Source organism: Pseudoalteromonas sp. JC3, assembly GCF_030291895.1.
In the GTDB taxonomy this organism is placed as follows: Bacteria; Pseudomonadota; Gammaproteobacteria; order Enterobacterales; family Alteromonadaceae; genus Pseudoalteromonas.
This window is the reverse complement of sequence record NZ_CP127856.1, coordinates 182,159-196,151: the sequence shown is the minus strand read 5'-3', so window position 1 is coordinate 196,151 and position 13,993 is coordinate 182,159. Positions and strand designations below refer to the sequence as shown.

At 39.8% G+C, this 13,993-nt stretch carries 13 protein-coding genes; 4 read left to right on the top strand and 9 right to left on the bottom strand.

Annotated elements, in window-relative coordinates:
- Positions 1-17: 17 nt before the first annotated feature.
- From QSH61_RS19685 to QSH61_RS19645, 9 genes are all read right to left on the bottom strand, one after another.
- Positions 18-1,340 carry a S8 family peptidase gene (locus tag QSH61_RS19685; RefSeq protein ID WP_206471904.1) on the bottom strand — a complete coding sequence of 441 codons (1,323 nt, stop codon included), beginning with the start codon at positions 1,338-1,340 and terminating at the stop codon, positions 18-20.
- A gap of 145 nt (positions 1,341-1,485) precedes the next feature.
- A complete protein-coding gene (locus QSH61_RS19680; RefSeq protein ID WP_206471903.1) occupies positions 1,486-2,019 on the bottom strand; it encodes a phage tail protein in 534 nt (177 codons plus the stop codon).
- A gap of 11 nt (positions 2,020-2,030) precedes the next feature.
- Entirely contained in the window at positions 2,031-2,555 is a 525-nt protein-coding gene (locus QSH61_RS19675; protein WP_206471902.1) for a phage tail protein, read from the bottom strand.
- A gap of 10 nt (positions 2,556-2,565) precedes the next feature.
- Positions 2,566-3,087, bottom strand: coding sequence for a phage tail protein (locus QSH61_RS19670; protein WP_206471901.1), 522 nt, complete (start codon positions 3,085-3,087; stop codon positions 2,566-2,568).
- Between the two features lie 12 nt (positions 3,088-3,099).
- A complete protein-coding gene (locus tag QSH61_RS19665; RefSeq protein WP_223192109.1) occupies positions 3,100-3,393 on the bottom strand; it encodes a DUF6916 family protein in 294 nt (97 codons plus the stop codon).
- Positions 3,394-3,512: 119 nt separating this feature from the next.
- The gene (locus tag QSH61_RS19660) at positions 3,513-4,022 is read right to left on the bottom strand and encodes a GNAT family N-acetyltransferase (protein WP_039494928.1); all 510 of its coding nucleotides are present in this window, start codon (positions 4,020-4,022) and stop codon (positions 3,513-3,515) included.
- A gap of 18 nt (positions 4,023-4,040) precedes the next feature.
- Positions 4,041-5,348, bottom strand: coding sequence for an SAM-dependent methyltransferase (locus QSH61_RS19655; RefSeq protein ID WP_206471900.1), 1,308 nt, complete (start codon positions 5,346-5,348; stop codon positions 4,041-4,043).
- Between the two features lie 59 nt (positions 5,349-5,407).
- Positions 5,408-6,025, bottom strand: coding sequence for an aspartyl/asparaginyl beta-hydroxylase domain-containing protein (locus tag QSH61_RS19650; protein WP_010377783.1), 618 nt, complete (start codon positions 6,023-6,025; stop codon positions 5,408-5,410).
- Positions 6,026-6,123: 98 nt separating this feature from the next.
- A complete protein-coding gene (locus QSH61_RS19645; protein WP_010605250.1) occupies positions 6,124-6,855 on the bottom strand; it encodes an NHL repeat-containing protein in 732 nt (243 codons plus the stop codon).
- 256 nt (positions 6,856-7,111) lie between these two features.
- Here QSH61_RS19645 and QSH61_RS19640 point away from each other — a divergent pair, with 256 nt between their 5' ends.
- The 4 genes from QSH61_RS19640 (at position 7,112) to QSH61_RS19625 (ending at position 13,923) form a co-directional block, all read left to right on the top strand.
- Positions 7,112-10,948: a TOMM system kinase/cyclase fusion protein gene (locus tag QSH61_RS19640; protein WP_206471899.1), complete on the top strand. Its 3,837-nt coding sequence runs from the start codon at positions 7,112-7,114 to the stop codon at positions 10,946-10,948.
- Between the two features lie 10 nt (positions 10,949-10,958).
- Positions 10,959-11,207 carry a hypothetical protein gene (locus tag QSH61_RS19635; RefSeq protein ID WP_010605248.1) on the top strand — a complete coding sequence of 83 codons (249 nt, stop codon included), beginning with the start codon at positions 10,959-10,961 and terminating at the stop codon, positions 11,205-11,207.
- Positions 11,208-11,392: 185 nt separating this feature from the next.
- Positions 11,393-12,331 (top strand): hypothetical protein, encoded by a 939-nt coding sequence (locus tag QSH61_RS19630; protein ID WP_206471898.1) that lies wholly within the window; start codon positions 11,393-11,395, stop codon positions 12,329-12,331.
- A gap of 2 nt (positions 12,332-12,333) precedes the next feature.
- Positions 12,334-13,923: a hypothetical protein gene (locus QSH61_RS19625; RefSeq protein ID WP_206471897.1), complete on the top strand. Its 1,590-nt coding sequence runs from the start codon at positions 12,334-12,336 to the stop codon at positions 13,921-13,923.
- Positions 13,924-13,993 lie beyond the last annotated feature (70 nt).

Below are 13,993 nucleotides of genomic sequence, written 5' to 3'. Positions count from 1 at the left end.
ACAGCAGGTTAATTACTTTACTTACTCCGGTTGTCCAACATTAAACCAGACACTTGAGCCAGCTTTTGCTTGACTTTATTTGCCGATAATTCAGGTTCAGCAGCCAACAACAGTGCAATCATACCCGTTCCATATGCCGCTGCGTAAGAAGTACCACCAAAACCACTGTAAGCATTATTTTTTGCGGTTACCTTGGCGCTGTAACCTGGCATCCAAGCACTTACCGATTTACCAAAGTTGCTAAAACTTGCCGGCATACCGCCACTATTCATTGCGCCCACCACCACCGCAGACGCAATACTCGCCTCTGTGCTGTTTGCTTTAATCATCTTCCCGCTGTTTCCGGCGGCTATTACTACCAGCGCACCTTTACCGCCTCGGCTGGTTTGTGCTAAGCCATCAATGGCATCTTTTATTGGTTCTAGTAGTAACTGTGTTCGCCAACTCATGTTAACAACATCGGCTTGCGCCAGTTGCGCGATATGTAACGACTCCAATGTATGGCTTGTCCAGCTTTTTGTTTGCCTTATTGCAATAAGCCCTGCGTCGATTGCAAGGCCCGCCCTTTCAGCTGGCAAAGCGTCATTTGCTCTGGCAAAAATCACTCCAAGTACCTTAGTACCATGGATATCAAAACCGCTTTGCGGCTGTACGTCCTTGACTCTTCTTTCAATATCGTAGGTGAGTAATACCTTAGTTTTACTTAAGGCCTCATGTTTTAAATCAAAGCCATCATCGATAACAACTATTGTTACTCCTTCACCTTGAGTCGATTGTTGTAGTTCTTTTTTCCATTTCTCTAACTGAAATAAACGAAAAGGTAAGCTTTTCATAGAACCTGATTGCGACAAGGTTTTTGTTAACCATTGAGACGCGTTATGATTTTCAACTTCGAGCTTACTTTTTATTTGTAAAATATCTGGTTGGGCATATATTACCCCCTCCAAACCACTGGCAATCGCTAGTGCAGCAGTCAAGCGCTTTGCGGACGCGTCTTTTAGCGATACCACCATAAACTCGTGCTCTGCAAAGGGCCCAAAGGTGGCTAGCTGACCCACCTCTATTTTTCGTTTTAAGGCATTTGCAACGTCACCGCCCATCCCAGCCTTTATTTTTATAATTATTCTGTTACTCAGCTCTACCAATTGCTCTGAATTAGCAAACTTATACACACTCTTAGGTTCAGCGTTGCTCTGTTCAAGCTTTATCTTGTTGCCAAAATTAACAAACTCAATTCCCTGTGCATTCGTCGTACCAATAAATAAAACAACAAATATAAAGCACAGCACCAGCTTTAATCTTGTTAGATAAAAAAGCTGACAAACCTCTTTTTTACACATTGGTTACCACTCTTACAAACACCACAGTAAGTTACTAATTTAAAAGCGATAATAACACCCAATTACCACCGTAAAATATAAGTATTAGTAAGGACCAGCACCAACAACAGGCCAATCTCTTACCAATACTTTGCGCCTTACTAAGCTAGTTCCTTGGTGGAAATGTACCATCTAGTGCCAATGCAAACTGAATCGCCAAAAATGGTTGGCGGTTTTCATGCCCCAAATTTGCCATGCCATTAGTACCAAGCGCAGTATAATCCATCTCTACCTGCTCTTGCGCGTTAGGAGCGTTATCATAAACGTTACCGCCTGAAGATTGTGCGAGTAGATTCCCCTGCCCCGTATCAACCGTTCCGCCTAATGAAGTCGTACCATTAAAAGTATGGGTATGAGCAGGTAAGTTCGACTCATATAACACAACTTCATTTTCGCCTTGCTTTTCAGTTAACATATTTGGTGTCAGGCCTGGGCCTGTCCCCGTCCCCATCGGAACTCTACATTGTAAATTTGGCACCCCCATGGTGGTGCGACAATCACCACCAAAGTTACAGCCTATTACCGCAAAAAGTGCTGAATTTTGCGATATAGGTAGTAGCTGTCCTCCACAACTGGTCCACCACTCTGGTGTAAAATTGCAAACAAACATTCGAACTTCACCTAAAAAACAATCAGCCATTATTCTTCTCCTTAATTTCTAGGTGGATATATGCCATTTAGGCATATGATAAAATTAACCCCAAGGCTAGGCATTTTGTTTTCATGAGCCTGATTGCTTCCCGCTGAGGCAATGATGCCGTCATACATAGCTGAAGGACCATCATTATACTGGGCCGTTGCTGGTTCACAGTACATATCAGCTTTACCCAACACTTGCCCACCAGGGTTTGTACCCGTAGCGGTATTGTTACTTACCTGAAAATTATGGCTATGCGATGGTATTTGACTGACGTCCAAGGTAACCGTTTCCACCCCTTTCATTGTTCCTATCAGTGTTGGCGTTAATCCGGTACCATTGCCAAATCCCATAGGTAATCGACCTCGCATATCAGGAAACCCAAAACTACTTCTACCATCTCCACCATAAGTATTCCCAAGCAAAGAGAATAACGCTTCATTCCCTGGAATTGCGGTGATCTGTCCGTAGCAAAACGCCCATTTAAACGGCGAGTAATTGCCGGCAAACATAGTTATCTGTCCAATAAACCCTTCCATTACGACCTCCTTAGTTTCGGCTTGGATAAATGCCAGTGAGTGCAATGGCAAAGTTAAGAGATAAGCTGGGTTGCATATTATTGTGGCTCTGACCGCCGCCAATGCTTGATACCGTGGAGTCAGAGGTATTTACCAAACTTGTAGCTGCGGCATATATAGGCTCTGCCGTCTGCGTCGCCATTTGGTTTGGTCCCGGAATATTAGCAAGTGGAGAGTTAGCCGTTTTCGTACTTGCTTGCACATCGTGGGTGTGTGCAATATTTGCTAAGGTTAACGTTACGTTTTCAGCGCCACCAGCATTGCCTCTATCGTAACTAGCGTTTCCTAAGTTACCAAGCCCCACCGGCACTCTGCCACGAAAGTCTGGCAGACCAAAGGTTGTTCTACCATCACCACCATACGCGGTGCCGGTAAGAGAATAAAGCGCTGGATTTTGGCTAATTTGAATTAGCTGACCATTACATAAAGACCAATTTTTAGGTGCCCAATTGTAGCCATAGAGGGTAACCTGTCCAATATAGGGTTCTGACATTATTAAACTCCTTTATGCTTCTTTTTTTATACTGATAATTATTTGATACTTGTCTTTTTCGTATGCAGATAAAAACAGTGGCATTTCACCCAGCTTTTGATGCTTTAATGTATACGTATCATCCGTAAGCGGAAAATTTGATTTAGCGGTTAACGTTACAGAAAATCCTTCAAATTCATTACTGTTTAGCTTGCACTCATCAATAGCATCAACTTGCAACTCGTTTAGCTTATGCTTGCCATCGGCTGTAAATACTTCAACATCCTGACCGATTAAGTCTTCAAATAAACTACTAGTTAGTTTCACAACACTTGCTCCTTTGCTCATTAAGTTAGACTCGCTCTTGTTAACTAAAAAACAGTTATTAATACCAATGATCAAGCGAGGCGCTTTATTACCTTTCGTCTATTACCCCTCTTTTTAAATTAACCTAAAACTATATTCCTCAACGCTGGCGGATACCAAATTAGTAACTCATAAGGAGCCTTAATTGATTCAATTTTAAAGCCTAGCTTTTGATATAAACGCTTTGCATCGTAATTATTTTGCAATACCGACAAAGTCATTGGCACGCCGGATTGAGCAGCAGCTTGCTGGAAAGATTGAACAACCGCTGCACCGAGTCCTAATCCACGAGCTTGAGGTATTAAAGCAATTTCTATTAATCTCACTTCATTATTACCAAAGTCAATTGTCGCCTTGCCTATTCGCTCATGGTGTTTTTCAATAATGAAATACATAGCGTTTGGAAATTGATCTCCATAGCCATTACTTTGCGCTTTAAACTGCATTTCAATAATTGACTCTATAAAATCCTTATCTCCATCAATCAACTGCAAATCTTGCCGAGTGCTATGGTGTAAGCTTTCCAGAAAGCCTTTATCTTCTGGTTTTGACGGTCTAACATATAAACCATCTGGAGGCGTAAACTTCATCACTCTTACCTTTATATTTTAACTATAAAAACCAACTACTTTTCGATTAATAGCACCAACTAATTTATCATCAAGTCGATTACCAATTTTATCAAGCAGCCAAAACTCAAATTCCTCAAACAACCTAAACCGATACAAGGCTTCTAAAACCAATTCTAAACTTAACTCAAGTTCACCCCATATTTGTGTATCCAAAGACCACTCACATTCATGGTTGTTAATATCAAGCTTATTTACTTTATTTAATTGGCATTTAACGAAGATACGTTTAATTTGGAAAATTCCAGACTCACCCACCTCATGATAAGCGGGAAGATTTGGTAAACTTTCACCAGGGAAGCTAAAGATGAACTCAGGTATTGGATCGTTAATATACTCAAAAGTAATCCGATCACCGGCCTTTAGATTTTTATCTTGGTACTTAATTGGTAAATTCAAGCTGCATTGGTTTTCGGTGAGTCTATGCTCCCTATAGACTTTGATTTCCGTTTTCAATTCCAGTGTATGATAAACTTTCCCGCAATCCGGTACCTCAAACGAACCAGATAAAACATCTAGGTTATTCTCATTGAGTGCGCTGGCTGTGTTTTTATCGAGACGGAAAAACGAACCAAGCTCAGCTGGGTTGACTCTTTGCTCACTTTTCGTCAGAGAACTTGGATTGCATAGCCAAGCAGTAAGCTCAATTTCTTGAGGTATGAGCTCTCCATCTGGCTTTAAAAACTGTTGAAGGTGGCTAAAAATCCATACTTGAGGCTCTCTGCGTAATAAGGTATTCATGGTCTCGGAAATGATGAGATCAAACTCTATTGGTTCTTCAGGTAGCCAAGTTGTTGCATCTGCGTGCACTATACGTTTCACCATATGAGCGATATCAAGTTTAGTTACCAGCTCATGTATTGCTTGCGTATTTTCTGGATGAATATCTAAAAGTGTTACTGAGACTGGACTCGTTTTGTGGAGCGCGAGAAAAGGTAATAGTAATACACCATATGGCCCGGTCCCTGCGTAGAGGATATTTATATTATCTTGCTGATTGATTTTGTCTCGTATCGCGCTCGCAACGCCCTGCATAAATATCTGACTACGTAGCGTTTCTAGTAAACATTTAGCTGCCTGAACAGGTGAAATCGCGACCCCTTTGTCAGTGTTTATATCAGACCAATCATTCATATCGAAGTCAGTGGATACGCCTGTTAGTTCAGCTAGAGCCTCAGACATAGATAGTGCGTGAGGTCTATTTAACCCAGCATCAATATCATTTAGGAGCAAAGCTTGAGAGTGCTCTAGCAATTTTTTTACTTGGTACACGCTGCCAGACGTCATTACAGATCCTTCAACCTATTATTTTTAAATCGCTTGCTAACGAAACACACTGCATTTTTTTAGCTTGTATACTCTTCACAAGGAACGCCCATTGACCCTGACTGGCAATCTAATAACCAATCATTTACTTTGCAATCAATAACGATATTGACTCTATCAAGGTTTCCTCGGTTAGCGACACTGTGTATTTTGTCCGCATTTATGTACCACACCTCTCCTTCTTTCATTGGTACTTGCATACCATCAACGACAAACTCAAGAGCAGTGTCGATGACCAAAGGTATATGAAGTCTTGCTTCACCATTTTCGATACAAAGGCCGCCATCTCTGTGAGGTTTTATAAAAGCACCTGCTTTCAATCGCATGATTCTTACAGAGAGAACTTCACAGGGGAAATTATCAACGAACGATTTAAGTAGCGGCTTTTCTTCTAATATAGGTAAGTTTTGCCAGTGAGTGCCTGACTCAATCGCAAAGTTTTGTAAGATCGGGTGAGCAGATAAATGCTCTGACAAACAACGCAACGCAACTACGTCCCACCCGCCGTCGTAATTTGCTTTATTTACATGGTCAGTCCAGGCCAGCTCATTCAGCGTCCCAAGCTCGTCGAGTACTTGTTGATGTTCAAGAAAAATTGGAAGCTTAAAATAAGCTAACCGTTCCTTACTATATGGCATAACCATCCTTAAGTTCACAGATAACTAACCTAACGTAACTCAAGCTCCAAACTGCTTAAGTGGCAAAAAAGTAAAATCCGATCAAGCCCTTACTCAGCTTAGTCCACCTCGATAAAATTGCGAATATTTTGATCTAATTTCCATTGGCGATCTGAAAACTTCCCACCATTGATAATAATCTGATTAGCGCCATCGATACTTGTAACTGTGCGTTTTTGCTTTTGACTCAATGTATAGTTTTTTAAAAATACTCCATTGCTTTCAAAAACTTTGATACTAGAACTGCCAGAATTCAAAACAAATAACTGATTAGACTTACCAATGGTGATGCTCTTTGGACCATTAAGTTGATAGTCTTGCTCAATTCCGAACTCACCAAAAGTGCCCAATATTTCACCGCTAAAGTCGGCTAACACTATGTGGTGCTTTCCAGGTTGCAATAAATAAAGCTGTTGTTGTGTCGGATCTACAGCAAAATCTTTAAGATCGCTAATGTATTTAGGTAAAGGCAATTCATTGGAAGCAGGGTTACCCTGGGTATCAAAAACCCTGATCACCTTCTCATGTTCGAAGTAAACGTAGAGAGAATCTCCGTAACGCCTAATTATATTGGCTCTTTTTTTAAAAGAAACTCGTTCCCCTGAAGGGCTTAGAACATCCCTGATAGGTACTTGAATACCGAGTTCATTCAATAGATTTTCAGGAAGCCTTTCCGTTGTATCTTTTGATACTCCAGAAGCAGTGAAGCTTTGTCTAGCAAAACTAACAGGAGGCAAGACTGATGCAACCGTGAGTGCTGCACCAGCAAACATAAACGTTCGGCGTTTCATTCATTTTTCCTTTTTATTCTTATAGGTAAAGTATGCCAACTTTTTCGAGCAGAAGGAATTACACTCCATTACAAGCAATATTCCAAAAAACTCACCCAAATAAAAATACAATATTTTCAAAAACTTATAAAATCCCACAGTCAACCCAGACTGTTAATTATCCAATTTTAAAAAACAATTAAAATTCTCATGCTAGACAAGTATTTACATTCCAATTACCCTATACCATTAACAAAAAATAAGAATTAGTAATCATATGTCTCTGACACAGTTTTCGGATAGCCATATTGTCGATGTATTCCAGTCTGACAAATACCAACTACTTGAAAAAATTGGAGAAGGTGGATTCGGTAAAGTTTTTAAGGCGCGCCAAATAAACACAGGGCAAATCGTTGCACTAAAATTTTTGGCGTTAGAACCACAACTAGAAGCGACGAAAAAACAAAGATATGCAGAACGTTTCAATCGTGAAACCTTACTTTGTAGTCAATTAAACCACCCAAATATCGTACGATTATTAGATAAAGGACAATTAAATGAAAATTTAATGTTTGGAGTCTTCGAGTATGTGGAAGGACAAACATTAAGGGACTATCTAAGTCAAAATGGCGCGATTGATTCTGTGTATGCAACCGACATCATGTTGCAGGTGCTAGATGCACTTATTCATGCCCATCAACAAGGCATCATTCACAGAGACATAAAACCAACCAATATTATGCTAAGCCAATCTGGTGCTAAGACTTACGCCAAAATACTTGATTTTGGTATCGGTACACTTGCGCAAGAAAGCCGCCAACATGACTTTGAAACAATCACGCTTACGCAAGAAACATTGGGCACGCCTTCTTACAGCGCACCAGAACAATTACGTGGCGAGCCAGCTTCTGCCAAATCAGATCTTTATGTATGGGGTCTGGTATTCTTAGAATGTTTAACTGGCGTGCCTGCGGTAACGGGCACTAGCGTCGCATCGATTTATCACAAACAATTAAGCGATGTACACATTCCAATTCCAAGCGCCCTACTTGGCCACCCCCTTGCGGGACTGCTTAGGCGTGTACTCAATAAAAGTGCGTTGGAACGTGTGATCACCGCAACCGAGGCATTTTCTGAACTTGCTCGGATGAACGTATCGAACCTTGTTGGTGTGCTAAATGATGTTAAAGCCCAGCATGGTTACGACGAAACCACAATAATGATCCGTGATGACGATCCTAATCATCGCGCCATTCAAGAATATACTGCGCTTACCGAACGCAAACAGCTAACCGTTCTTGCGGTAAGGTTAAGTGTCAAAGCACTCGACAACAATGAAAAAGACTTCGATGTCATAGACACGGTTTATAAATCTCAACGCAATCACTTTATTGATATCGCGACTCGTTACGGCGCTTATCATGTGGGTAATCTCGCCGATACCAGTTTGTTTTATTTTGGCTACCCCGTTAGCAGCGATAATGATGCGCGATTATCTGCCCGTACCGCACTTGAAATGATAAGCGAGCTTGCGAAGCGTAACGCGCTAATGCAAGAAGCTCACAGAGTCGCGCTTAACGCCCATATAGGCATTCACACTGGAATATTTATTACCTATGCTAATGCCGTACCTGAAGGACATCACGCGAATATTGCAGCAGCACTCTCCCGTGAAGCTGGCGAGCGTCAAGTCTTATGTAGTGCAGAGTCACGCTCACTCCTTGATGCTTTTTCTGAATTCAATCTGTACGGTCAAGTACAAATAGGCCCGTTATTTGAACTAACACCGGTTTATAACTTGCAAGGAGAACGTCGCATCGAAGCATTTGGCTTTATGCGTGGTACAAAGAACCATCACGAACTTGTTGGTCGTCACATTGAGCTTGAACAGACACTTTCACTCATTAATAACGAGGTCGAAGGTGCAACCCGCATCGCTCACATTCATGGTGAGGCTGGCATAGGTAAATCTCGGCTGCTGCAAGAAATTCGTGCTAATGCACCGCAATATCAACATTTAGTCGCCCAGTGTTTACCAGAGCATCAAAATAATGCTTTGTATCCAATTTTAACGCTGGTCAAGTATCTATTTAACACCGAGCAGCTAGATGCTCATTCAGCCAATACCGTTTTTAGTTATGTATTATCCAACATGGATAGTAAGCTCGATTTAGCACAAGCTATCCCTGTGTTGCTAGTTTGGCTCAATATCTCACTTGATGATGAAATCACGCCTTCTACACTTTCTCCCGATGAGCAAAAGCAAGTGTTGTTTAAAGGGCTTTGTGCATTGTTATTGTCAAATCGCCATGGACTCAGCAAGTTTAAACTTTACATTATCGAGGACATTCACTGGGCAGATAGCACCACCTTAGAGTTTTTACATCACTTTGTCGGTGCGCTCGCTTCAGGTGATGTTTTACTAAGCACTTCAAGACAAGCGGTACCAACTCAGTTAAAAGACCTCACCTTAGTGGATGTTTGTCTGAAAAAACTAACCGAAAAAGCCACAGAAGATTTTATCATTAATTTGTTTGATGGGCGCCGAGTGTCAGAGCAAGTTCTCAAATTACTTACCAGCCGCACCGACGGGATCCCGCTATTTATTGAAGAACTCGTCAACATGCTTAAACAAAAGGCATTAGTTGGAGATAAAGGCGGAGAGATTGACTTCCTCGCACCAGATAAACTTGACCAAGTACCTACGAGTTTAAGAGAGTCATTACAACAAAAACTAGATAGCCTTAGTCACGCCAAAGAAACAGCCCAACTAGCAGCCACAATTGGCCGAGAGTTTGAATATGATTTACTCGTTGCGGCATCTTCTTTAAGCGAAAACCAGATCCAAAACGACTTAAATGAGTTGATAGCAAACGACCTTATTGTGCAGCAACGTCGTGTTGATAACGATAGCTATATTTTTAAACACGCTTTGGTACGTGATGCTGCCTATGAAAGTATGGGTAAGCATGAATCGCATGCACACCACATGAGTATAATTGAGGTACTCAACAATACAGGAATGAGCCAAAAGCAACCACTGCTTACAACCCACCATTTAGCAAAAGTGGGAGAGCATGATGCGGCTGTTGAATTATTACTAACATCAGCAAAAAGCGCCGCTGCGATTTATTCTGTCGCAGAGGCCAGTATTTACTATGCAGAGGCATTGAATTTCTTCCAAAATGGTTTAATCGATAACCAGCCTTTACTCCATAAGATTAAAAATGCACTTGCCTCATCTAGGATTGCATACAATGGTTGGCTAGATACGTTGGCAAAAAAGCACGTGCTTCAAAATATCAGTGAACTCGCCACAATTTTAGACCCTAAAGAGCGCTTCATTACGATGAGAGGCGAATGGCTGCACGCCTACGCTACCGGTGATATTTTAAAAGCTCATAATATAGGATTACAGCTGCACGAAAACAAAAGCGAATATCCACCTCACCAACACCCAGTGATCTTCGAGCTTTTATCGCAATCCTACTTTTCACTGGGGGAGTTTGACAAAGTAATAGCGCTTGTCGATACGTTACCAAAAGAAGGCTTTTTCGATAATAGCTCTCAAGCCATAACTGATAATTACGGCTTTTGCTCTGAACTCACTTGTATTGCTTTTAAAGCTCTATCACAGTTGCTCACTGGTAAGGTTGATTTGGCACAAAGCGCTATGAATAATTTAGCTGAACTTTCCAAAGATATAAATATAAATGATATTAGCTCAGCAACAAATGGAATATGGGCGTGGTTTAAGCTAATACATGCTTCAATACAAAACGATTCCATTAATTTTAAAAAATATCAAGATGAAGCAAAATATTACTCATCAACAGGAGTAAGCCTTGCAAAAAACTCTAATAACGCTGGCTGGTTGGGTTATAATAATATGCTCAACTACTTGGCAAATTTAGATGATATAGATAGTTTACAAGAATTCGAAGAAAAAATATCAAGCTTTGCTGGGTATCGTTCACATCGAACTTTTTATTATTACTTTTTATATAAAGTATTACTGTTTAATAAAAACACAATGAAAGATGATGCTTATAATGAATACTTAAATGATAAGGCTAGCACTAAAACCTTATACCTCCAAAACTATGAAAATTAGGAAATGAAAAATGAGTGATAATACAAAACTACCAACCGGTTTAATCTCTTACATCTATAATGTAACTAACGATGAAGCTTTGAAACAACGAGCGACCGATAACTTGGCTGAAGTGATGGCTGAGTTTGATTTAACAGCAGATCAAAAACGCATTATTACTGAAATTTCTTTAGAGACTGGATTGACAGATGATCTGTGGGATCAACTATCTGCAGAACTAAGACCTGAAGTTCAACACACTATCAAAACAATTTGGTAATACATAGGAGCAGCGGGTGATTTTTAGCTTAATCAAGCGTGTATTTTTTTGTAGTGAAACTCTGTCAACGGTACAGGAACGATTTAGTTGTTTTACTTTGTAAAATTCTAATGTTATTAACATCAGAAACAGAACAAAAAATAGACCAAAAATTAAGTTAAATTGGTATTTCACCCGCATTCATCATGAAATATAGTAAAAGTGAGCTTTATAGCATTGCACTTGATAGTGAGGTTCAACATCTCAATCGCACAATAACGGAAAAGCTTCAGCCAATTGTAAATGGCATTCCTGAAAATATACATGCAATATGTTTTGAAAAGAGAATTGATCAGTTTGAAGAAGCAGTTGATTTCCTAGTATGCTATTACTGCTCTCCTCATAATTTAGATAGCGTTTTATCTTATATAAACCAAAAACTTCCAAATGAATACGCCCACAGAATAAACAAGTTTATAAAGAGGAGGAAGCTTTCTTCTACTTACAAACCTGTAAACTTAATATGGCTTAGCTTTGACTGGGAAGATGGTCGTTATAGCACAGTTCCAACATTTTGTATAAGTACACAACATTGTCAGTTTGCTGACTTCAGCCTATTAAGCGCATTTATAATTAACGCATCTGAGTTTTTAGCTCCTGAATTTTTAAATAAAACAAAAGAGTTACTTCCTAGCTTAGAGAGTACTAGGATAAACCACTTCAGCTTTACATTTGGACGAAAGGAATTTAGAGCTAAATTCGTTTTTAAATTAGAAACATTGAAACTTCCCGGTTTACTCAAAGATCTAGACTGGAAAGGAAACTTATATCTACTGGAACAATTATTAAATGCTATCGTTCATGTATCAGATGAAATACAAGTTGGGCTTTCCTATTCAACGGAGTTGTCAGAAAAAATTGAAATTGAACTGCCTTGGATCACAAACCTTGACGAAGATTACCTACATGACAGCTTTTTGAGCGCACTAAGAAAAATAACAGACAAAAAATTAAGCACTAACTTAACTCCTTGGCTCAACCTGAAAGTACAAACTGGTTACTATATAAAAATAACCCTCACATCAACATCTGAATTTAATATCAAATCATATTTATATTCTTCACCTTATAAGAAAAGGAAATAACCATGAAAAGTGTAATAGCGAAGCTCTCTTTACTATTAGTAAGTACTGGTACTTTTGCTACTGAATACAGCATTTTTCCAGATTGGCTAGTCAAAGACGAATGCACATTAACTGAGCCCTTTCCTTTTCCTAGCGACTTGACTCAGCTAAAACCTTACCCTCTTGACGCATACAATAAGTTAGTGAAGTCATGTGAAAAGTTAAAACCCGTAAAACCCTCTGAATCGAAGAAGCTTGACTATTTGGATCATCGTTACGCACTATTTTCATGGTTGAGCTTTATTGCACTAAACAGGCAATTGGACGAAAACTATAAGCTCACACAAAATAATCTAAAAGTGTGTACTGCCGACTCAGGCGCCAACTGCCCGCTTCCACTTTGGATAAACTGGCGTGAAACCGAGACCATTTTCACAGTAGATGCAACGCCTCCGGTAAACTGGGATATATCCAAAAACTTTGCCATGATGCAGCCTTTATCTGCTGTGGAACAAGTTGCGCCTAAAAATGAACCGAAAAAACATGCTATTTTAACCGATCAAAAAAACAATCCTGTTTATTATCAAAAGTTCGTCAGTCCATATGTTTTCAATTTTATTACTAAAAACAAACTATATAGCATAGATGGCCAAATTGAATTCGCGAATAACCCGACTTATAGTTGGGCGTGCAAAAGTCAGCAGGCAAGTAATATGTGTATCAACATGAATACTATTGGCTTTTTAGCTTGTTCCGACAAATCTTCACTACCAACTTGTAACTTGCCACAAAACTTGACAAGTTTTGACCCTAAGCCGCCAGGCCTTGCTATAGAGATAAAGGTAGCTTGGAAATTGCTAGATGAGTCAGATGACCTTAGTAAATATATTCGAGCCAAACTACCCGTAAAGCGCTACAACCAGATACAAAATGGCGAAGCTGGTTCATTTAAAATCGAAGAAAAAGAAGTTGGCGTTGTTGGATTTCATATAATGCAGAAAACTGGCACGTCTAGTAACTGGATTTACGCAACCTTTTCACATCAGAATAATGTTTGGGGCAACTCACCAACATTTTTCAACAAGCAATGCCCAACATGCGCAATCAATCATCCAGTAGGAGGCACTAAGCCTACTCAGGTGGTGCGATTAGAGCAAATATCACCTGTTGTTGAGCAAGTGAACCAGCATATTTCTAAGTTGTTTAAACAAGAAAACGCTGTCCTTCAATATTACAAACTGATTGGTACCCAGTACTCAACTAATAACCGAAGTAAGCCAATGACTGATATTAACGGCCAAGCAAGTGATACGATTGAAACCAAACTCATTAATTATTCGGGAGGAATGCCTCACCCGGTTTATTTGACCAATGAAGTGATTGAGACATTTTTACAACTAGGAAATCAACCTCAAGGTAAAGAAGAAGCGCTTTATTATAAAAGCTCCTCTTGTATGAATTGTCATGCGGCAGGCGGGATCGCAACTGAATGCGATAAGAGTACTGGCAAACCAATATTTACACCACGTACAGCAGATTTCTCTTTTATATATCACGATGCAAAGACACAGTTTAAAAACCAAAACTGTATCAAAGAGGAAAAATCAAATTAAGGTTTTTAACCTGAGGTTCGGGGCTTAGCTACTACAGTTAATGTGTAACCACTAAATACACACCAGTCTA